General features: G+C 65.7%; 16 protein-coding genes and 2 pseudogenes. 9 read left to right on the top strand and 9 right to left on the bottom strand.

Annotated features, from left to right (window positions below):
* Positions 1 to 2: 2 nt before the first annotated feature.
* The 8 genes and pseudogenes from ACFYOW_RS08270 to ACFYOW_RS08235 all read right to left on the bottom strand — a co-directional run bounded on the left by ACFYOW_RS08270 (position 3) and on the right by ACFYOW_RS08235 (position 9,719).
* On the bottom strand, positions 3 to 917 hold the full coding sequence (locus ACFYOW_RS08270; RefSeq protein WP_387285696.1) for an SDR family NAD(P)-dependent oxidoreductase: 915 nt from the start codon (positions 915 to 917) through the stop codon (positions 3 to 5).
* 31 nt (positions 918 to 948) lie between these two features.
* Positions 949 to 2,772, bottom strand: coding sequence for a flavin-containing monooxygenase (locus ACFYOW_RS08265; protein ID WP_387285695.1), 1,824 nt, complete (start codon positions 2,770 to 2,772; stop codon positions 949 to 951).
* A gap of 17 nt (positions 2,773 to 2,789) precedes the next feature.
* The gene (locus tag ACFYOW_RS08260; protein WP_387285693.1) at positions 2,790 to 4,160 is read right to left on the bottom strand and encodes an SRPBCC family protein; all 1,371 of its coding nucleotides are present in this window, start codon (positions 4,158 to 4,160) and stop codon (positions 2,790 to 2,792) included.
* A gap of 15 nt (positions 4,161 to 4,175) precedes the next feature.
* Entirely contained in the window at positions 4,176 to 5,030 is an 855-nt protein-coding gene (locus ACFYOW_RS08255; RefSeq protein ID WP_387285691.1) for an SDR family NAD(P)-dependent oxidoreductase, read from the bottom strand.
* A gap of 7 nt (positions 5,031 to 5,037) precedes the next feature.
* On the bottom strand, positions 5,038 to 6,633 hold the full coding sequence (locus tag ACFYOW_RS08250) for an SMP-30/gluconolactonase/LRE family protein (RefSeq protein ID WP_387285689.1): 1,596 nt from the start codon (positions 6,631 to 6,633) through the stop codon (positions 5,038 to 5,040).
* Positions 6,634 to 6,835: 202 nt separating this feature from the next.
* A pseudogene (locus tag ACFYOW_RS08245) lies at positions 6,836 to 6,958 on the bottom strand (dihydrodipicolinate reductase); the annotation flags it as partial.
* A 73-nt stretch (positions 6,959 to 7,031) separates the two neighbouring features.
* A complete protein-coding gene (locus ACFYOW_RS08240; RefSeq protein WP_387286075.1) occupies positions 7,032 to 8,309 on the bottom strand; it encodes a TetR/AcrR family transcriptional regulator in 1,278 nt (425 codons plus the stop codon).
* A 120-nt stretch (positions 8,310 to 8,429) separates the two neighbouring features.
* A complete protein-coding gene (locus ACFYOW_RS08235) occupies positions 8,430 to 9,719 on the bottom strand; it encodes an amidohydrolase family protein (RefSeq protein WP_387285687.1) in 1,290 nt (429 codons plus the stop codon).
* Positions 9,720 to 9,845: 126 nt separating this feature from the next.
* Between ACFYOW_RS08235 and ACFYOW_RS08230 the strand changes: the two genes are divergently transcribed.
* The 3 genes and pseudogenes from ACFYOW_RS08230 (at position 9,846) to ACFYOW_RS08220 (ending at position 13,575) form a co-directional block, all read left to right on the top strand.
* A complete protein-coding gene (locus ACFYOW_RS08230) occupies positions 9,846 to 11,072 on the top strand; it encodes a cytochrome P450 (RefSeq protein WP_387285685.1) in 1,227 nt (408 codons plus the stop codon).
* Positions 11,073 to 11,152: 80 nt separating this feature from the next.
* Positions 11,153 to 12,073 (top strand): SDR family oxidoreductase, encoded by a 921-nt coding sequence (locus ACFYOW_RS08225; protein WP_387285683.1) that lies wholly within the window; start codon positions 11,153 to 11,155, stop codon positions 12,071 to 12,073.
* Between the two features lie 54 nt (positions 12,074 to 12,127).
* Positions 12,128 to 13,575, top strand: a pseudogene (locus tag ACFYOW_RS08220) (aldehyde dehydrogenase family protein).
* Between the two features lie 158 nt (positions 13,576 to 13,733).
* On the opposite strand, the gene ACFYOW_RS08215 reads toward ACFYOW_RS08220, so the two are convergent.
* Entirely contained in the window at positions 13,734 to 14,540 is an 807-nt protein-coding gene (locus tag ACFYOW_RS08215; RefSeq protein ID WP_387285682.1) for a FadR/GntR family transcriptional regulator, read from the bottom strand.
* A 116-nt stretch (positions 14,541 to 14,656) separates the two neighbouring features.
* Here ACFYOW_RS08215 and ACFYOW_RS08210 point away from each other — a divergent pair, with 116 nt between their 5' ends.
* From ACFYOW_RS08210 to ACFYOW_RS08185, 6 genes are all read left to right on the top strand, one after another.
* Positions 14,657 to 15,826 carry an acyl-CoA dehydrogenase family protein gene (locus tag ACFYOW_RS08210; RefSeq protein WP_387285680.1) on the top strand — a complete coding sequence of 390 codons (1,170 nt, stop codon included), beginning with the start codon at positions 14,657 to 14,659 and terminating at the stop codon, positions 15,824 to 15,826.
* Positions 15,827 to 15,932: 106 nt separating this feature from the next.
* Entirely contained in the window at positions 15,933 to 16,910 is a 978-nt protein-coding gene (locus ACFYOW_RS08205; RefSeq protein ID WP_387285678.1) for an acyl-CoA dehydrogenase family protein, read from the top strand.
* A 5-nt stretch (positions 16,911 to 16,915) separates the two neighbouring features.
* Positions 16,916 to 17,698: an enoyl-CoA hydratase/isomerase family protein gene (locus ACFYOW_RS08200; protein ID WP_387286073.1), complete on the top strand. Its 783-nt coding sequence runs from the start codon at positions 16,916 to 16,918 to the stop codon at positions 17,696 to 17,698.
* A gap of 76 nt (positions 17,699 to 17,774) precedes the next feature.
* A complete protein-coding gene (locus ACFYOW_RS08195; RefSeq protein ID WP_387285676.1) occupies positions 17,775 to 18,977 on the top strand; it encodes an acyl-CoA dehydrogenase family protein in 1,203 nt (400 codons plus the stop codon).
* A complete protein-coding gene (locus ACFYOW_RS08190) occupies positions 18,974 to 20,065 on the top strand; it encodes an acyl-CoA dehydrogenase family protein (protein WP_387285674.1) in 1,092 nt (363 codons plus the stop codon). Before ACFYOW_RS08195 ends, ACFYOW_RS08190 begins: the two co-directional genes overlap by 4 nt.
* 214 nt (positions 20,066 to 20,279) lie before the next feature.
* The gene (locus ACFYOW_RS08185) at positions 20,280 to 20,528 is read left to right on the top strand and encodes a hypothetical protein (RefSeq protein WP_387285672.1); all 249 of its coding nucleotides are present in this window, start codon (positions 20,280 to 20,282) and stop codon (positions 20,526 to 20,528) included.
* Positions 20,529 to 20,534: the final 6 nt, after the last annotated feature.

Genomic DNA, 20,534 nt, shown 5'->3' with positions numbered 1-20,534 from the left:
GCTCACTTCCATTCCGTAGCCATCGCGAAGCTGCGGCCGATGTGTTCGCCGAAGGCGGACGGCACCGGCGGCAGCACCCACGAGTTCTTGGTGTCGCGGATCTCATCGATGCGTGCGGCGACCTCGTCGACGGTCCAGGACGGCTGATAGACGCCCTGCGTCTCGGCGATATAGGCACGCGCTACCCGGCCCGCGATCGATACCAGCAATTCCCCACTGACCGAACAGGATTCGTGGGCCAGCCACCCCACGGTCGGTGCCACCAGCTCGGGGCGCATATCCGGGTAGGCGGAGGTATCGAGACCTTCGGCCAGCCGGGTCAGTGCGGCCGGAACGATGACATTCGATTTGACGCCGACCTCGGCCCCCTCCAATGCGACCACATTGGACAGTCCGATCACACCGGCCTTGGCCACCGCGTAGTTGGCGACCGCCAGGTTGCCGTACATGCCGCCGATCGACGACGTCAGGACCACTCGTCCGTAGCCCGCCTGGCTCATCCAGGGGAATGCCGCCCGCACCATGTGAAAGGCGCCGCGCAGGTGCACGTCCACGACGGCGTCGAAATCCTCGTAGCTCAACTCGGTCAATGAGCCGTAGCGCACGTTGCCCGCATTGTGGATGAGTATGTCGATGCGGCCGTAGGCGTCCAACGCGGTATCGATGATCGCCTGACCGCCCGCGGGCGTGGTGACCGATTCGGTGGACGCGACCGCCGTGCCACCGGCCTCGGTGATCGCCCGCACCGCCTCGGCCGCGACATCACCCTCGACGTCGTCGCCGCGCATCGTGCCGCCGACGTCGTTGACGACGACCTTCGCGCCATGGGCGGCAAGCAGTTCGGCGTATGCGCGCCCCAAACCGCGTCCCGCGCCGGTGATTACGGCGACACGATCGTCGAATCTGAGTTCGGACAATGAGTTTCCTCTCCCGATAGGTCGATGTCCGTCACTTGCTCAGCGTCAAGCCCTGCAGGTCGCCCGCATCGCGCCAGGCCTGCAGCAACTCCTCGAGTACGTAGAAGCCACCCCAGAAGGGGTCACCGAGGAACGACCGCCCGTTCGGCTCGCCCTCGCCGTTGTAGTAGCCGGGCGTGCATTCCATGACGAAGGTGCTGTTGTCGAAGGCGTTCGCCCGGATTGTCCGGACCCACTCCGCCTCGGCTTCCTCGGTCGGCTCCACGGTGGCCGCGCCACGGTTCTGCGCCTCTTTGATGATGTAGGCGATGTGATCGGCCTGCTGCTCGAACATCAGAGTCGTCGCCGCCGTCACGCCGCCCTGGATGAAACCGGTGGCGAAGTGGTTGGGGAACCCGTGCGCCATAACGCCGTGCAGTGTGCGGAAACCCTTGCCCCAGTGGTGGTAGAGCGACCTGCCTGCACGGCCCGCGAACGGCTCGATATCGAGTTGGCGGTCCAGGGCGGTGGTGATCTCGAAGCCGCTCGCGAAGATGATGCAGTCGACCTCGTACTCGAAACCGCCCGCGACAACGCCCTTTTCGGTGATGCGTTCGACACCTTTGGTCTCCGACACATCGACCAGCGTGACGTTCGCACGATTGAAGGTCGGCAGGTAATCGTCGTTGAAGACCGGCCGCTTGCACATATTGCGGTAGTACGGCTTCAGCTTTTCCGCCGTCTGCGGATCCTCGACGATCTCCTCGACGCGCCGCCGGAGCCGTTCCATCGCCCGGTAGTCCTCGTCTTCCTTCCACTCCATGAACTTCTCGGGCGTCAGCTCCGCCCAGCGATTGCCGCGATTCAGCTTGGCGGCCAGGTTGCGGGCGACCTCGGTCCAACCGTCACAGATGAGGTCCGGTTCGCCGGGGGAGTAGAAGGCGAAGGCCGCGTTATGGAAGTTGCGCTGCCGCTCGGCCCGCCAGCCCGGTTGCAGTGTCCGCACCCACTCGGGATCGGTGGGGTGGTTGTCGCGCTCGAAAATGTAGGAAGGCGTCCGCTGGAAAACAGTGAGGTGCCGGGCGCCGCGCGCCAGGTGCGGGATCGCTTGGACGCCACTCGCGCCCGTGCCGATGATCGCGATTTTCTTGTCGGCGATCTTGTCCAGCCCACCGTGCAGATCGCCGCCGGTGTACTCGTAGTCCCAGCGTGCGGTGTGGAAGGTGTGCCCCTTGAAATCGGTGATCCCGGGGATGCCCGGCAGCTTCGGCCGGTTGTACGGACCCTGGCACATGACGACGAAGCGGGCGCGGATCTGATCGCCACGGTTGGTGGCGATGCGCCAGCGCTGGAGCTGCTCATCCCATTCCAGCGAGCGGATCAGAGTATGGAAGATCGCCTTCTCGTAGAGGCCGAAATGCTTCCCGATGCGCTGGGCGTGTTCGAAACATTCGTCACCGTGGGAGAACTTCTCCTTCGGCATGAAGCAGGTTTCCTCGAGCAGCGGGAGATAGCAATAGGAGTCCGAGTCGACCTGGATGCCCGGGTAGCGGTTCCAGTACCAGACGCCGCCGAAATCGCCGCCCAATTCGATGATGTGGAAGTCGGTGACACCGGCCTGCAGTAAGCGGTGTGCGGTAATGAGACCCGAGAAACCGCCACCGATGACCAACACCTCGATGTCATCGGTGATCGGCTCCCGCGGCACAACCGGCAGGTGCGGATCACCCTCGTAGAACTCCGCGAATTCGTTCTCGGCCTGCAGATACTGGTTACCGCCGTCGGTGCGCAGGCGTTTGTCCCGCTCGACCAGGTACTTCGCTCTGAGGGCCGCCTTATCGACCTCGGGGGTCTGCGTGGGTTCGCAGTCTCGCATGCCAATTCCTTTGTCAGTCAGCGCAGTTCGCGCGGCTCGCCGGTACCCATGTACCTGGCCAAGTTGTGGTGCAGGTTGACGATGGTGCGTTCGCGATACGGGTTGGGTTTGGGGCCGGAGAATCCGCGCGATTTCATGCCCTGCTGGACCGCGGCCATATTGTCGAAGTCCTGCGGCAGCACCGTCCGCCAGTCCTTATCGCCGACCGGTGTGTAGATCCACTCCGTTTCCGGCTCCTCGCCCGCCGGGAACAGTTCGAATACGGCGGCCTCGAAAATGCATTTGTCGGGGTTGTAGCCGTAGGGCCGAAATCGGTAGCACAGCATGTTGTTCAGCGCATGGCCGATCTGGAAATTGGGGAAGATCTGCCATGCGGTGCCGCTCTTCGCGACGGTCTCGGGGTCGACGGTCGGCCAGATCACGCCGCGCTCGGCATCCTCGCGCCGGCACGTGTCCAGCCAATACCGCAACACCTCGGTGGGGGACGTGCCCTCGGGCAGCTCATCGGCCAGCCGATTGGCGACCGCGACCATCGATTCGGTGGTGTTGGTATTGGCGTTGTCCCACGTGAAGTTCTGCAGCTGGGCGGTGGACAGGCGGGCGTCGGGGCCGCTGCCGAGCCGCAGCTTGCCCTGGTTCTCCTCCATACCCTTCGGCGCGTCGTAGCCGATATTGCTGTGCTTGCCCTGGGCCCGTCCCCAGCCGAGGAAGTTGCCGAAATTCATGAACTCCGGGTGGGTGTAGGGCACGTGGTAGGTCTCCATGAACGCCTCGAAGGCGACCTTCCAATTGCAGTCGAAGGTCAGCCACCGCCGCCACCGGTAGCGCATATTCTCCAGGTGGAAGGGGTCGAGTAGACCGGCGGCGGGTTCCAGATATTCCCGCAGCGGTTCGCATTCCGGATCCATATTGATCCAGACCCAGCCGCCCCAGGTGTCGATCGAGACCCGCTGCAGTCCGTCGTTGCGCTCGGTCAGCCCGCAGGTCCAGTCCGCGCGTTCGGGTGCAAAGGTATTCTGGCCCTCCAGGTTGTAGCGCCACCCGTGGAAACCGCAGACGAACTGTTTGCGGCTGCCGCGGGCGTCGTGTGCGCCGCGTGGGGTGTCGATCAGTCGGCGGCCCCGGTGCGCGCAGACGTTGTAGTAGGCGCGAATGGTGTCCGGCGCGGTGCGCAGGATGATGAACGAGTCGTCGAGGATGTCGTAGGTGAGAAAGTCGCCGACCCGTGGAATCTCTTCCACGCGACAGACCTGTTGCCATACCTTGGCCCACAGCCTGTCCCGCTCGGCGCGGGCGTACTGCTCGGACAGATACGCCTCCACGCCGATCGTCATCGGCGTCGACAACGGCTCGGCCGGTGCTTGTGCATTCTCGACGGTTTCGGTCATGGCATTCTCCTGATGTCAGTGGGTGATTGCCGCGCGGAACGACTCGTCCTCGAGAAATAGGGAGGTATTGTCGGCGCCCAGGTGGGGCCATTTGAGATTCAGCCCGCCGTCCACGAGCAGGGTCTGCCCGGTGATGTAGCTCGACAGCTCCGACAGCAGGAACAGAATCGTCCCCGCCTGCTCGTGTGGCCGGCCGCGGCGGCCCATGGCGATGGCCCGTCGGTCGCGCTCGACATCATCGCCGACATAGGCGCCCGAGGCGGGCGTTTCCGTCACACCGGGGGCGACGGCATTGACGCGGATATCATCGAGCGCAAGTTCTACGGCCATGGTCCGGGTGGCCGCCACCAGCGCGGCTTTGGCTGTGCCGTAAGCGATATGGAACGGCGCGGTATTCATACCGCTGATCGATGAGATCGAGACGATCGATCCCGGACGGCCCCGCGACTTCAGCTCCGCCGCGACCGCCTGGCTCATGAAGAACATCGTTTCGAGGTTCTGGGTGAACAGGGCACGCCAGTCGGCGCGGGTCACCCGGGTCGAGGGCATCCAGGTCGACGGCGCGGCGCCGCCTGCCACATTGACCAGCCCGTACAGTTCGCCGTCGAGCCGGCGCGCCCGCTCCAGCACCGTGGCGACACCGACGTCGGTGGACGCGTCGGCCGCCAGCGGCAGGACCGAAAGTCCCTCGGCGGCGAGCGGTTCGATGTGCTTGCCGAGATTTTCCGCGGATCGGCTCACCGCGAGCACGGTGGCCCCGGCCCGCGCGACCATGCGTGTCACCGCGGTGCCGATACCGCCGCCGCCTGCGCCGGAGACGATGACAATGCGTCCGCCGAGGCCGAAGAAGTCGTTGTGCGCGTTGGTCATAACCGGCTCATTCGGTCCGGCGCAGCGCCATGACACTGCCCTCGGCATCGGCGGAAAGGTATAGCGCGCCGTCCGGACCGGCGGCGATCCCGGCGAAGGGCCCCTGCGGTCCGGAGAATGGTGGCAAACCGTGCAGCGGTTTGGGCGTTACCCCGGCCGGTGCGCCGACCGGCAGGTCACGGGCGATGATCCGGCGAGCGTTGGTGGCCAGATCGACACTGATCAGTGTTTTGGCTCCGGCGTCGACCACGAACAGCTCTCCGTCGCGGACGAGGATGCCTTGCGGTTTGTCCAAGCCGTCGACAACCGTGTCGGTTCCCGCGCCCGTGATCGAAATGATCCGTCCCGCACCGGATTCGGAGACCAGACAGGTGCCGTCCGCGCCGAAGGCGACTCCGAGCGGCTCGTTCAGCCCAGTGGCCAGCACCTCGACCGTGCCGGACCGGATCGACAGCACCCGCCCCCGGCCGAGTTCGGCGGTCACGACGGCCCCGCCCGGTGCCACTGCCACGCCGTAGAGTTGGTCGAATCCCTCGGCCAGCACCTCGGTTTCGGATGCACCGGTAAGGTAGCGGCCTACCTCGCCGTTCGCGGTGGTGACGATGAATTCGCCTGGGCCGACGGCGATTACGCCGCGGAGGAAGCCCGGGTAGCCCGGTGTGAAGAGCATCCCGACCGTTTGCGGTTCGCCGCCGGGCGGCAGCGCGTAGAAATAGGTGCCGTCGGCGACGTACAGGATTCCGTCGGGTCCGACGGTCAGATCCAGCGGCCAATTCAGGCCGCCCGGAAGGGTTTCCCGGGTTTCGCCGCCGCCGAGGATTTCGGTGATCGCACCGGTGAAGTGCGAGACGAACAGCCGACCGTCGACGAAGGTGCAGTTGTCCAGTCCCGGCGTCAGGGCGGCCAGCACCTGGCGTTCGCCGTTGCGCGGATTAACGCGCAGCACCTCGCCGCTGGCCACCTGAGTGGAGACGATGAATCCTTCGGCATCGAATTTCACCGAGTCGGGGACGCCGAGGTCGCCCACGACGCGTTCGGGTTCGCCACCTTCGGGATCGATGCGCCAGATGTCGTTGGTCCCCATCACCGGGTAGTACAGGAGGCCGTCGGGTCCGACCTCCATGGCATTGGGCATCGCGATGTTCTCCACCAGGACGCGCGGTGCACTGCCGTCGAGCGGCAGTTCCATCAGCCGCCCGCCGACGCGGCATTCGTTCACGAACAGTCGCCCCTGATGCACGGTAATGCCGTTGGCGCTGGGCAGATCGTCGCGCAGTAGCCGACTGCGGCCGTCCGTGCCACGCGCACTGACCCGGCCGTCCATCACCTCGGTGGCGTAGAGATTGCCCGCGTCGTCGAAGGCGACGTCATCGGGTGCGATGATGTCGCCCCCCTTTGCGCTGATGGTTTCCACCTGTCCGGTACTGACGTCCAGTGCGCTGATCGTGCTGCCGGTCACCTGGGCGACGTAGATGCGGCCGTCGGGACCGGTGCGTAATCCGTTGGCGCCGAACAGCCGGCTCGGCGGTGTGAGTCGTTCCAGACTCCAGCCTGCGGCGAGAGTTACTGGTGCGGTGCTGGTATAGCGCGCCCCTCGAGTCAAGGCGGGGCCTCCCATGCGAAGAGAAGGTCGATGTCCACGATGTGGTGCTGCACGCCGGGCCGGGGTCGGCGGTCGTGACGCAGGCCACTTTTCGTGGGCTCACGCTACTTCAATCCTCATAAGGATAGCAATACTTGACTGGTCGAATTTCGCCAGTAGGCATTCCGAGATTTGAGAATGATGTTCTCGCGCTTACTCGAATGTACCGTGGCAGTGTGGTCGGCATATCGAGGGAACTGAGCAATCCGGCTCGCGCATCCACCACGAACGGGATGGTGTTCACGACACGCATCGCGGTCGCGGTCATCGCGGCTTGCCCTGCCCCGTCACGGAGACTTCTAACCTAAAATTTGTTCAGAGCAGACCGGCCAGCGTGCCGCGCTGCCGGTTCTTACGAATCAACCCGCTCGGTCGATGACGCCGCGCAACACGGTGTCGCGGACGTGAGTCTGGGACGCGTGAGTCCCGATATCCCGCAGGATGTTCTCCGGGATCCAGCCCACGGCGATCACGCAGCGGGCGAGCATCTCGTTCGACGGACTGTCGATCTCGATCTCATTCGATCGAATCGCTTCGGCGAGCAATGTCTTCATCTGCCGCAGCCGCTTCGTGAAGAGCCAGCCCGGATTCGGGGTGTCGGGCGGCGACTGCCGCATCCACGCCAGTTGGATGCGGAACTCGTCACCGAAACGATCCAGCGCGTTGGTATTGATCCAGCTCAGCGCATCCAGCTTCTCGACCGCCGAGGCATCCGACCGCAGCACATTCGTCCAGCCGAGGCCGATCTTCTCGCCGAAGGACTGCATAATCGAGGCGAGCAGCTCCTCCTTCGAGCCGATCAGCCAGTACACGGTTCCGGTGCCGAGTCCCGCGGCCGAGGCGATATCGCGGACGGTCGTATTCTCATATCCGCGTCGACCGAATTCGGCCCGCGCGACCGCGCGGACGCGAGCCGCCTTGTCATCGGGCTCGCTCTCCTCGGACCAGCTCCGGACGACTTCGTCGGCGGCGAGGAAGGCGGCGGAACGGTCGAGCTCCGCATCGGTGTGCTGCCGTGTGGCCAAGCCCTCCAATAGAATTCGGCACAGCAAGGTGGCCAGCTTGTCCGGCGTTCCCTTGTGCCGGATGACGTCCAAACCGACCTGCAGCATCGTCTGACAGATCCGATCGGCCAATATCGGCAGATCGACATCGGCCCGCAAGTACCCGCTCCACCTCGCGGCGCGCAGGGTTTGCAGCATTGCCTCGAGTACGGCCGTCGGTCGCTGCCTGGTCAATTCGACGAGTTCGGGTTTCGAGCTCGGCCCCTCGTAGAACGACATCTGCAGTGCGGCACGATGGGCGACCGCGCACTGCGCGATCGCCGAACCGAGCTCGACGATTCGGTCGAAAGGCGGGCGCGAGTCCGGATGGTTCAACCGGTCCTGTGCCCGCTGCGCGACCTGGTCGAGGTCCGCGTGATAGCGGCGCAGCAGTTCGACGAGGATGGCTTCCTTGGATTCGAAATGGTGGTACAGACTGCCCGGGAGGATGCCGCACGCGTCGGCGATCTCCTGCAGCGACGTGCGCAGCCCCGAGGTTGCGATCAGGGATGCGGCGGTCTGCAGGATCTCGGTGCGTCGGGTGCCGTCGTCGTAGGCGTGGCCGATATCGGCGGCGATGGCGCGCGGCTGCACATCGCGCTGCGCCGGCTTGCCCTGGCCACGCCCCACAACACCTCCCCGACACCTCGCCGCCGTTAAGGGACCCCTGACAATATGGGCTACCCAATGTTTGTTCAAAGGTAGCAGAGGGTCTCAAGCCGACGGCGTCGGCAGTTGCCGGGCCAGGTCCAGGACCGTCACGGTGTCGGTACCGGTCTTCTTGAGGCGTTCGGATGAACGGAATCCCAGGTCGACGTCGGTGGCCTGCGCCCGCAGTGCGCCGACCGTGGCGTCCTGCTCGGGCAGATGTTTGAACATGTCGAAGGAATACAGCCGCAACGCATTCGCGTGGGTGATCTTGTCGATTTCGGCGTCGGGCACGCCGTCGAGGTAGTGGGCGAGCGTCTCCGGAGCCAGTGGCCAGGTGGAGTCCGAATGCGGATAATCGCATTCCCAGGCGACCATGTCGAGATCGAGTTTGTGCCGGTTCTCGACGCCGAAGCCATCGTCGATGAAGCACAGTGCGATGCGTTCGAGGAAGACCTCACTGGGCAGCCGGTCACCGAAGTTCTGGTGCGTCCACGCGCGGTGCATCTTGTACACCCGATCGACGCGTTCGAGAAAGTACGGCACCCAGCCGATCCCGCCCTCGGACAGTGCGAAGGTCAGATCCGGGAACTTGCGCAGCATCGGCGACCAGACGAGGTCGGCGGCGGCTTGCACGATGCTCATGGGCTGCAAGGTCATCATCACGTCGACCGGTGCGTCGATCGAGGTGATGACCACGCTCGACGAGGAGCCGATATGCAGATTCACCACGGTGTTCTCGTCGCTGCACGCCTGCCAGAACGGATCCCAGTGTGGGTCGTGCAGTGAGGGATAATTCAGTTTGGTCGGGTTCTCGGAGAAGGTGACGGCGTGGCAGCCCTTCTTCGCCACCCGCCGTACCTCCTCGGCCATGAGTTCCGGGTCCCAGATCGGGGGCAGCGCCTGCGGGATCATTCGTCCCGGGTAGGCGCCGCACCACTCGTCGATGTGCCAGTCGTTGTAGGCCCGCAGTACGGCCAGGCCCAGATCCTTGTCCTTGGCGCGGGCGAAGTACTGCCCGCAGAATTGCGGATAGGACGGGAAATTCAGCGCCGCGGCAACGCCATTGGCGTTCATATCGCGGATGCGCTCGTGGATGTTGTAGCAGCCGTCGCGGATCTCGCTCAGTTTGGTCGGCTCGGCGCCGTACTCGTCCGGGGGTCGGCCCGCGACCGCGTTCAGGCCGACATTGGTGGCTTCCTGTCCCTCGAATACCCACGCATCGGTGCCGTCCGCTCGCTGGATGAGCTTGGGCACATCGTTTTTGTACTTGGCGGGGATGTGGTTGTCGAACATGTCCGGCGGTTCGACGAGATGGTCGTCGACCGAGACGAGTACGAAGTCGTTCATGCCCATACCGCGCTCCTTGTCTACCGTTCGTTCGGACTGTAGCTCTGAACAGATATTTGGTCAACGGCCTTCGGGCGGCTGTGCGAAGGGTTACGATCCGAACAAAAGTTAGGTACGTCGAGGAGTCGTCACATGGCCGATGAACTGACACAGGGCGTCAAGGACGCGCAGGCCAGATTCGATGCGGGCATGGGCGCCGACGGCGATGCGTCGCCGTATCCGATGCTGGCCGACTTGCGGGCGCGGGCGGCGGTACATCCGGGGTGGCCGGAGATGTCCATATTCGACAATCCGGCAGACGGTCAGCAGATCTTTTCGGCATACACGTTCGACGCGATGAAATCGGTATTCACCGACAACAAGACCTTCAGCACACGGTGCTACGAGGCGATCGTGCGTCCGCTGCAGGGGCCGACGATCCTTGAGATGCAGGAGCCCGAGCATCAGATCTATCGCAAGCTGCACGAATTCGCTTTCGCCCGTTCGTCGATGCGGCGCTGGGAGGGCGAGTTGGTCCGCCCACTGGTGCAGCGCACCGTCGACAGGTTTCGCGATATCGGGCGGGCCGATCTGGTGGAGCAGGTGTTCATGCCGATTCCGGTGCGGGTCATCGCGGCGCTCATCGGATTGCCCGAATCCGATATTCCGGAGTTTCACCGGTTGGCCATCGAGTTACTGGGATTCCACTCGGATATGGACACCGCGCTGCGGGCCTCAGCCCAATTGCGTGAGTACTTCGTCGGTATCCTCGCCGAGCGTCGGCGCGCGCCCCGCGACGACTTGATCACCGTGCTGGCGCAGGCTGATATCGACGGCGTCAAGATGTCCGATGAGCAGATCTACGGCTTCCTGCGAAACCTCTTGCCCGCGGGTGCGGAAACCACCTCGCGATCCACCGCCAGCTTGGCGCTCGCACTGCTGACGCACCCGGATCAACTGGCCGCGGTCCAGGTCGACCGCGACTTGCTGCCCCAGGCGATCGAGGAGGGCATCCGCTGGGAAACGCCGCTGCTGAACTTCATGCGCGAGACGACATGCGATATCGAGTTCCACGGTGTAGCGATTCCGGCGGGTTCGTTGATGGCGGTCAACCTCGGCAGCGCCAACCGCGACGAGCGCAGGTGGGTCGATCCCGAGCGCTTCGACATTTTCCGGGAACGCAAGCCGCACATCGGTTTCGGTCATGGCGCGCACGTCTGCCTCGGCATGCATCTCGCCCGGCTCGAGAGCATCGCGATCTTCGAAGCGTTGCTGGACCGGTTGCCGGGGCTGCGCCTGGACCCCGAGGCCCTGACGCCGTACGTCGCGGGCACGTTCTTCCGATCCCCGCCGCACCTCGAAGTGGTGTGGGACCGATAGTGATTGACCGACCGATCCACCTGCCGTTAGCGTCTGAACAAATATTAGGTTCAATTTGCGCCGAACGACACGGAGGATCTATGCCGAACGAATCGCGCAGCGTTGTCATCACCGGGGCTTCGAGAGGTCTGGGACTCGCCTCCGCGGCGTATCTCTACCGGCGGGGGTGGCGAGTTGTCGCGGCCATGCGTTCCGTCGATACCGGGCTCGATCAGCTGCGCGCGAAAACCGGTGCGCAACAGGGTGATCCGCGCTTGATTGGCGTCCGGCTCGACCTGACCGACCCGTCGTCGATCGAGGAGGCCGCGGCTGCCATCGTCCGTGCGGTCGGTGCTCCCCACGCGGTGGTGCACAACGCCGGTGTCTCGGCGGCCGGAATGGTCGAGGAGACACCGGTGAACCTGTGGGAGCGGATGTTCGCGACCAACCTGTTCGGTCCGGTTGCGCTCACCAAGGCGCTCCTGCCTGCGATGCGGACGGCGGGCCGTGGGCGCATCGTGTTGGTTTCCAGCCAGGCCGGTGTGCGGGGAATGCCTGCTACGGCAGCGTATTCCGCGGTCAAGGGCGCACTCGAGCGGTGGGGTGAATCGATGGCCATCGAGGTCGCGCCGTTCGGCGTCGGGGTCACGGTCCTGGTCTCGGGGACCTACGACACCGACATCATCACCGATGCGGGGACCACCGATTGCCGTGATCTCGACGGGCCGTACGCCCGCCATCACCGCACCATGGACCGGCGCGGGCGGGCGGCGATGAAGTACGCGGCCCGCTCGCCGGAACAGTTCGCTGCCGGACTCGCCCGAGCGCTCGGCGGTACCGCACCGTTCGTGCGCCGCGCAGTGGGCCCGGATGCGCGAATGCTGTTGATCGCCAGTCGTATTCTGCCCGCCGCGGCCTTGCACCACCTGACCCGTCTGATGCTGGGGATTCCACGATCCGGTGCCGCGAGCCACCCGCTACCTGCCGACCTCCCTTCGCACGAGAGTGAGAGAAATGCCTGACACTGTGCTTACCCACCCCGCCGGCTGCCATCCCGGGCTCGCTTCGAATCGAGGATGTTGATCGACGGGGAGCTCGTCGACGGCGGGGCCGGGACGTTCGACAACATCAACCCCGCCACCGAGGAGGTGCTCGGTGCCGTCGCCGACGCATCGGAACTCGATATGCTGGTGGCTATCGATGCCGCCCGCCGAGCCTTCGACGAAACGGCCTGGTCCACCGATCATGTCTTTCGGCAACGCTGTCTGCTGCAGTTGCAGGTCGCGTTGGAGTCCGAGCGGGAGGAATTGCGCGAGGAACTCATACTCGAGGCCGGCTGCCCGCGGGCGATCACGATGGGTCCGCAACTGGACGCGCCACTGGCGGATGCGCTCAGGTATCCGGCCGAGCTGATCGACAGTTATCCGTGGCGAACCTCCCTCGGCGATGCGCTGGTGTCGGTCACGGGCGTGCACACGACCAGGCAGGTCTGGCGTGAGCCGGTGGGCGTAGTCGGCGCGATCGTGCCGTGGAACTTCCCCTTCGAGGTCACCATCCACAAGGTCGGTCAAGCATTGGCGACCGGCAACACCGTCGTGCTGAAGCCCGCACCGGACACCCCGTTCAATGCTACCCGGCTCGGCCGGTTGATCGCCGAAAAGACCGACATACCACCGGGTGTCGTGAATGTCGTCACCGCATCGGATCATCTGGTCGGCGAGGAACTGACGCTGTCCGGAAAGGTCGACATGATCTCCTTCACCGGTTCCACCGCCGTCGGTAAACGAATCATGGCGAAGGGCGCGGCGACGATGAAGCGTCTGTTCCTCGAGCTCGGCGGCAAATCGGCGACCATCGTGCTGGAGGATGCCGACCTGGCCTTGGGCTGCATGATGGGTATTGCGCCGTGTATGCACGCCGGCCAGGGTTGCGCCAATCCCACGCGACTGTTGTTGCCGCGGTCGAGGTATGACGAGGGTGTCGCGATTCTGAAGGCGATGTATGAGGGGTTGCTCCGGGCGACCCGCAGGATCCCGCCACGCTGTGCGGTCCGGTCATCTCCGATAAGCAACGCAGCCGCATTCGCGGCTATATCCGGACCGGTATCGACGAAGGCGCCACGTTGCTCGTCGGCGGCGCCGAGCAACCAAAAGGCTTCGACAGGGGATTCTTTATCGAGCCAACGCTTTTCGTCGATGTGGACAACTCGATGACCATCGCCCAGGAGGAGATCTTCGGTCCGGTGCTGGTCGTCATCCCCTACGACAACGAGGACGATGCGGTTCGCATAGCCAACGACAGCCCGTACGGCCTTGCGGGCAACGTGATGTCGGAGTCCGTGGAGCACGCAATGGCCGTCGCCGCACGATTGCGCGCGGGCTTCATCGGCATCAACGGCACCGCGGGCTGCGGCGCGGACACCCCGTTCGGCGGATACAAGGCAAGCGGTGTGGGCCGCCAGAACGGCACCGCCGGATTCGACCAGTACACCGAGCTCAAATCCATCGCCTTTCCCGCGATGTGAGTCCGGACGCTGGTGCCGCGCCCAGTTGCCTTCCGAGGCAACCGGGGTCCGACGAGCGCAGTCATATGGCGGTGCCGCGAGGCGTGTCGTGCCGCGTTTCGACTGCGCTCGGCGAGCGAACCGGACCTGATCGTGCGGCAACCCATCTGGACGGGGTACTAGATCCGTGGCCCTCGACTGGCCTGAATCGCCTGGCGCGCCATGTCGGAGGTGGCGTTGACGATGCCGTTGTCGAAACGCTCCAGTACCAATGCTTGGGTCGCGGTGAGGTGGGCCCGATAGAGCCGCTCCGCCGCCTCGGCCCGTCCAGCCGCGATTTCCTTCAGGAGGCGGCGGTGGGTGCGAACGGATTCCTCGGACTCGGCCTCGGAGGGGTATTCACCGCGTTTGGTGAGTACCTCGGCCCAGGCCTCCTCCTGCGACGACCACAGTGCGACGAGGCTGCTGACCACGTAGCGGATCGTCGCGTTCGGGGTGAACGAGACGATGAGATCGTGGAAGTCGCGCGCGGTATGGGTGAAGGGCAGGCCTTCGCCGATCAATGCCGCCGATGCCTCGATATTGGCCTCGAGTGCGGGCACGACCACCTCGCCGCGGTCTTCGCGGCGGGCGCATTCGGCGGCGCACATGGGCTCCAGCGTCCGCAGGCCCGCGGCGAGATCGCCCAGCGTGACCCGGGCGCCCTGGAGTGCGAGACCGAGGTGATATGCCGCCGACGATTGGTCCGGGCGGTGCACCTCGGCGCCGCCGACATTGCCGCGACGGACGGTGACCAGACCCTCGGTCTCCAGGATTCGCAGCGCCTCTCGGATCGAGGGGTAGCTGACACCGAAATCCTGCACCAGCTGATCCTGGGTGGGGAGCCGGTAGTCGTCGTCGCCGGACAGGATGCGCGCGCGCAACTCCGCGGCGACGCTCTCCGCGATGCGGCGTTGCGGAATCCGGCCGCGCCGGGCGTTGGTCACGCAGACCGCCTCTCGTCCATCGCAAGCCGCCTTTCATCCATGCAGGGAGTTTACGCATAGGCTCGTGACCATTCAAATATTGCTATCCTTATGAGGATTGACGTAATGTCCGCCCTATGGACTTCACGATGGGTGAGGCCGCCGCCGAGCTACGCAGTGAGCTACGCCGGCTGGTAGCCGCCGAGGTCTCCGCGGATTTTCTCGGCGCTTTCACCGACGATCCCGCGGATCTGGCTGTCGCCCAGCGGTTTTCCCGCATCCTCGCCGATCGCGGCCTGCTGTGTCTGGCCTGGCCGGAAGAATTCGGCGGTCGCGGCGCCTCGGTTTGGGAACAGACCGTGGTCCGGGAAGAGATGTGGGCGCATCACGAGCCGCGCGGTGCGCAATATATGGGCGTCAACTGGGTGGGCCCGACCATCATGCGACACGGAACCCCGGAACAGCAGCGCAAGCACCTGCCGCCGATCGCGCGCGGCGAGGTGATCTGGTGTCAGGGCTTCAGCGAACCCGATGCCGGTTCCGATCTCGCATCGCTGCGCACGGTGGCCCGCCGCGACGGCGACGGCTGGCGCATCTCCGGCCAGAAGATCTGGACCTCCTACGCCACCATGGCGCAGTGGTGCTTTCTGCTCGCGCGGACTTCCAAAGGGGAACGCAAGCAGCAGGGGCTGACCGTATTCCTGCTGCCGATGTCGGATCCGGGCATCGAGGTCCGCCCCATCCGGTCCATGCTCGGACCGCATCACCTCAACGAGGTCTTCTTCGACGGCGTCCGGGCCACCGAGGCCGACGTGCTCGGTCAGGTCGGCAACGGTTGGCCGGTGGTGCAGGAGGTGCTGGCCTTCGAGCGGGTCGGCATCGCCCGGTATGCCCGCTGCGAACGTTTGCTGCAGGCCGCACCCGCGGTACTGGGTGAGCGCTGGGACGAGTTGCCCCGCGAGCTGCGCGGCAGCTGGGCGCGCCTGCTCACACACTGCCGGCGGGCCCGCCTACTCGCCTACCAGGTCCTTTCGCTGCAGAGCGCCGGGCAGGTCACACCCGGCGACGCCGCGGCCTATCGCATCGCGGTGACACGGCTGGACCAGGACAGCGCGGCGGTGCTTTCCGAGATCGCCGCCTTCGCCGCCACGGATGATCAAGCGCAACAACGGTTCCGACGTGCCGTGGAGGATCACTGGCGGTACGCCAACGCCGCGACGGTCGCCTCGGGAAGTATCGAAATGCAGCGGATTCTGCTGGCCCGGTCGCTACTGCGGGCGTCCGGCAGGGCGGGGGAGGCGGCATGAAAATCGAGCAATGTTCGGAGGCGCGGGAGTTCGGTAGACCGGTGCTGCATGTGGTCGGGGGCGACGAGTTGGCGGTGCGGGTGTTCGGCAGGGTGGGGGAGGCGGCGTGAATATCGAACTATGTTCGGAGGCACAGGAATTCGGTAGGCAGATGCGGCGGGCGCTGCAGGCTGCCGGGGGCGACGAGTTGGTGCGGCGGAGCGAGGCGGAGCCCGGGGTGCGGCGGACGCTGATCGCGTCGGTGCTCGCCGAACTCGGTGCATGGGAGCTCGAGCCGTCGCGCGATGCCGCCGAGTTGGAAGCCGCTGCCGCGTTGTGCCGTAGTGCGGGCTACTGGGCGCTGCCGTATCCGGTGGCCGAGCGGTTGGCGCGGCCGGTCGGACTGGGTGTCGACGGACTGGTCGTGGTGTCCGGTGGGGAACCGGCCGGTCCGGTGGCGGATCTCGACTTGCGTTGGGGGGCAGTAACACTGGACGGTGCACTCGGGCGTGCGTCGGTGCGACAGGCGGAATCTTCGCCGCGAGAATCGATGTTCGTCGCACAGTTGGATGTGCACCCGATCGACAGCAAGGGGCGTTCACGCTGGGGCGACTCCGGTCAGGCCGGTACGACGCATATGGCTTTGGGGCTGGTGCTGCCGTGCTGGACGCTCCTCGGAATGCTTGACCGCGCAATGGATCTCGCGCGCACGCATATCATGACGCGCGAGCAGTTCGGCCGTCCGCTCGCGCAGTTCCAGGCGGTGCAGTTCCAGTTGACCGATGCGGAGGTCGAGCGCCGGGGCGTGGAGATGCTGGCCCGGTACGCATTGTGGAGCATCGATACCGGCAGCGATGCCGCGGTCGGCGATGCGCTGGCGCTGCGGCTGGCCGCATTGGAGGCCGCCGATATCGTCTTCCGCGTCGCGCACCAGCTGCACGGCGCACTCGGCTTCTGCGACGAGTCGGCGCTGTCGTGGTTATCGCGTTACAGCAGACCGATCCGCCGACTGCCGCTGGGACGCTCGGCCACCGAGGATCTGCTGACCCGCAGCATCGATCGTGCCGGTCTAGCCGGGCTGTATTCCGACCCGACGGGTGTGTGAGCGACGTGCAGTACGACCTACCGGCCGCGCTGACGGTCGAATGCGATGGGCCGATCCGCACGGTTGTCCTGAACCGGCCCGACGATTTGAACGCGGTCGACGCCGCGCTGCACTGGGCGCTGGCCAATGTCTGGCGGCAGTTGGCGGCGGATCAGGAGGCTCGGGTGGTGATCCTGACCGGCGCGGGCCGCGCCTTCACTGCCGGTGGCGATTTGGATTGGATCACTTCATTTCTCGACGATCCGGCCGCGCGGGACGAAAGTATCCGAGAGGGTGCGCAGATCGTCGAGGAGTTGCTGCGGTTTCCGCTGCCGGTGATCGCCGCCGTCAACGGCGCGGCGGTGGGACTGGGGGCGAGCGTGGCCGTCCTGTGCGATGTCGTGCTCATATCGGAGCGGGCGCATCTGGCCGATCCGCACGTCGCGGTGGGCCTGGTCGCAGGCGACGGCGGCGCCGCATTCTGGCCGTTGCTCACCCCGATCCTGCGTTCCAGGGAATACCTGTTCACCGGCAATCGCATCGATGCGGCTACCGCGGTCCAACTCGGCCTAGCCACCCGTGTCGTTCCGCCGGAGCAACTGCTCGCCGAAGCCCGGCTGCTCGCCGAACGGTTGGCCGCCCAGCCGGTGGAGGCCTTGCGCAGCACCAAACGTGTTGTGAACATGTACCTTTCGCAGGCACTCGGCGGTCCGCTGCAGGCGGGTTTCGCCGCCGAGGCGGTGACTATGCGGTCCGCCGAGCATCGTGACCGGCTATCGGCCATGCGGCAGAAAGCGGCGCGGCGATGACCTGGGCGGTTCGGCGTAGACCTTTCAGCATGCCGGGACGACCGTGCATGGCCGACGCCGAGAGGTCGGTCGCCCGATGACTGCGGCAGGTCGCGATCCGGCCGAGTTCCGGGCCGAGGTGCGGGACTGGTGTCGAGCGCACATCCCCGCCGATTGGCGCCAGACGCAAACTGGTTGTACAGCAGCGGAATTCGTGGCATTTCAGCAGTGGTGGTTCCAGGAACTGCGTGGCGGCGGCTTCGCGGTGCCGCATTGGCCGAAGGCGTGGGGCGGCGGGATGCCGGTCGCCGAGCAGGTAGTGCTCTATCAGGAACTCGCCGCACACGATGCGCCACGGCTGGTCTTGGCATTCGTCGCCATCCACCATGCGGCGGCGACGCTGCTGTCCGCGGGCAGCGAGGCGCAACGCCGCGAACATCTACCCGCGATTCTCGACGGTGAGATCTGGGTGCAGGGTTTCTCCGAGCCCGCGGCCGGATCGGATCTGGCCGCGCTCGCCACCACGGCGCGCCGCGACGGCGACGGCTATCTCGTCACTGGGCAGAAGGTATGGGCGAGCGGAGCCCAATACGCCGACTGGTGCCTGCTGCTGGCCAGGACCAATCCGAAAGCGCCCAAACGCCAGGGCATTTCGTACTTTCTCCTGGATATGCGCACACCCGGCATAGATGTGCGGCCCATCCGGCAGGCCACCGGCGAATCGCACTTCTGCGAGATCTTTCTCGACGAGGTGCGCATTCCCGGCACCCAACGGGTCGGCGCGGAGCACGCGGGCTGGCAGGTGGCGCAGCAGACCCTCGGCGCCGAGCGCGGATTGACCATGCTCGAGTTGGCCGAACGGCTCGGCAACGCCGGATTCCGGTGGCTTCTGCAGGCGTGCACCCGGCCGGACGCGACGGGAAGGCGTCCGATCGATGATCCAGTGGTGGCCGATCGCCTGGCCGGGTTCGAAACCGAGATCGCCGGTCTGCGCGGACTGTGCCGCGACCTGGTGCAACGCCACGATGCCGGAACCGTCGGCCCGGCCGACGCCTCGATCGTGAAGCTGTTCTACAGCGAATTACTCCAACGGGTAACGGATTTCGGCGCGGAGATCGGGGGAGTGGCCGCCCATACGGTGCTGTGCAAACCGATGTCGGGCGGTTGGGAGTCCGGGGCATGGGTACTGGATTTCATCGGCTCATGGGAATGGACGATTCCCGGCGGGACGAGCGAGATCCAGCGCACCATCATCGGCGAACGCGGCCTCGGCCTGCCCCGCGAACCGGCAGCGACATGAAGGCCGGAACAGTGTGCACCGAATCGGATTTCACCGAAATCCACGCCGAACTGCGAGCGGTTACCCGCGACCTGCTCGCGACAGTCCCGCCGGGGGAGCGCATCGAACCTCGAGTGTCGGCCGCCCAGGGCTGGCTGGGGTTGGAGGTGCCGGAGGAGTTCGACGGTGCCGGAGCGACTTTCGCCGAGGTGGCGATCGTGCTGGAGGAGTTCGGTCGGGCGGTGGCCTCCAGCGGCTATCCGAGTGCTGCCTCGGCCGCCGGAGTCTGCGGGTTAGTCGCCCCCACACCGGCCAGGGACGAGCTGTTCTCTGTTATCGCGGCCGGTGCGGCCATGGCCACCGTGGCATTCGCTGCCAACGCCGACGACTGCGATGCCACGCCACCGTTCCGGCTCGAGGGACCGGCAGGACAGCTGAAGGTTTGCGGCCGTGCGGAATTCGTTCCCGACGCGGTCGTAGCCGATCGATTGCTACTGCTCGCCGCCGATCCCGACGGTATCCCGGCCATCGTCGCCCACGCGGCGGACACAGCCGTCTGCTCAGCCCAGCCGGTACTCGACGAGACCCGGATTTTCGGCACCGTGACCGCCGATGCGATCGCGGTCCCGGACGACGCTGTGTGGCGCTTCGAAGGCGACCCGTCCGCCGCGATCCGGCGGCTGCACGATCGGGCGGCCGTGGCAATCGCCTGCGACAGCCTCGGCCTCAGCGAGGCCATGTTGGCCGCCATGGTCGCCTACACGAGCACCCGCACCCAATTCGGCCGCCCGATCGGTTCATTCCAGGCCGTAAAGCACGCCTGCGCCGACATGCTCGTAGAAACTACCGTCGCCCGGCAACTGGTCACCACCGCGATACGGCAGCTGGTGACCGAGTCCCCGGAAGCCTCCGTGGCCGCCGCAATGGCCAAGTCCTACACCTGCACCGCCGCAGTCGAAATCGCAGGCAAGGCAATGCAATTGCACGGCGGCTTCGGCTACACCTGGGAAAGCGGAATCCACCGCTACCTGAAACGAGCAACCCTCAACCGCTCCCTATTCGGCTCCCCGGCCACCCACCGCCGCCACCTGGCCACCCGCTACCGCTGATCCGCGAGGGACCGCCTCGGACTCGCGAGAAGTGTTGGCCGGTAGGGATGCGGCCCAGGCGATCAGGGTCGGGGTTGTGGATGCGCGGATAGGCTGCGGTTGGCTGTTCCCGTCGCGCAGGCGGGCATGGCCGGTGTTGCTGGCGGACGTTTGGCCGCTGCCGTCGCGAGCGCGGGTGGGCTCGGGACGATCGGGTTGACATAGCCCGAACACCGTGACGGCCGATCTGGTCGAGAAGCGGGCGGAGTATGCGCGGCTGGGCATCCCGCACTACTGGATCGTGCGCATGGTGCAGGACGACGGCCCCGTGACTTCGATCGAGATGCTACGGCTCACGACCGATGGCACCTACGTCCGGGAGAATATGTCATTGCGAGCCCGCGGCGATGCGGTAGCGGTCGACGTCGCCGACCCACTCGATGTGACCATCAGTTGGAATCAGCTCGATCTCGGGTTGGACTGAAGCGGT

It is taken from the genome of Nocardia sp. NPDC006982 (assembly GCF_042869435.1).
Classification (GTDB): domain Bacteria; phylum Actinomycetota; class Actinomycetes; order Mycobacteriales; family Mycobacteriaceae; genus Nocardia.
The sequence above is the reverse complement of the archived record's forward strand: the minus strand, read 5'-3'. Positions and strand labels throughout refer to the sequence as shown.

Coding starts and splice junctions, on each gene's coding strand:
- ACFYOW_RS08265 (WP_387285695.1), bottom strand. CDS start 2,772: ATGCGAGACTGCGAACCCACGCAGACCCCCGAGGTCGATAAGGCGGCC.
- ACFYOW_RS08260 (WP_387285693.1), bottom strand. CDS start 4,160: ATGACCGAAACCGTCGAGAATGCACAAGCACCGGCCGAGCCGTTGTCG.
- ACFYOW_RS08255 (WP_387285691.1), bottom strand. CDS start 5,030: ATGACCAACGCGCACAACGACTTCTTCGGCCTCGGCGGACGCATTGTC.
- ACFYOW_RS08235 (WP_387285687.1), bottom strand. CDS start 9,719: ATGGGCATGAACGACTTCGTACTCGTCTCGGTCGACGACCATCTCGTC.
- ACFYOW_RS08230 (WP_387285685.1), top strand. CDS start 9,846: ATGGCCGATGAACTGACACAGGGCGTCAAGGACGCGCAGGCCAGATTC.
- ACFYOW_RS08225 (WP_387285683.1), top strand. CDS start 11,153: ATGCCGAACGAATCGCGCAGCGTTGTCATCACCGGGGCTTCGAGAGGT.
- ACFYOW_RS08210 (WP_387285680.1), top strand. CDS start 14,657: ATGGACTTCACGATGGGTGAGGCCGCCGCCGAGCTACGCAGTGAGCTA.
- ACFYOW_RS08195 (WP_387285676.1), top strand. CDS start 17,775: ATGACTGCGGCAGGTCGCGATCCGGCCGAGTTCCGGGCCGAGGTGCGG.
- ACFYOW_RS08190 (WP_387285674.1), top strand. CDS start 18,974: ATGAAGGCCGGAACAGTGTGCACCGAATCGGATTTCACCGAAATCCAC.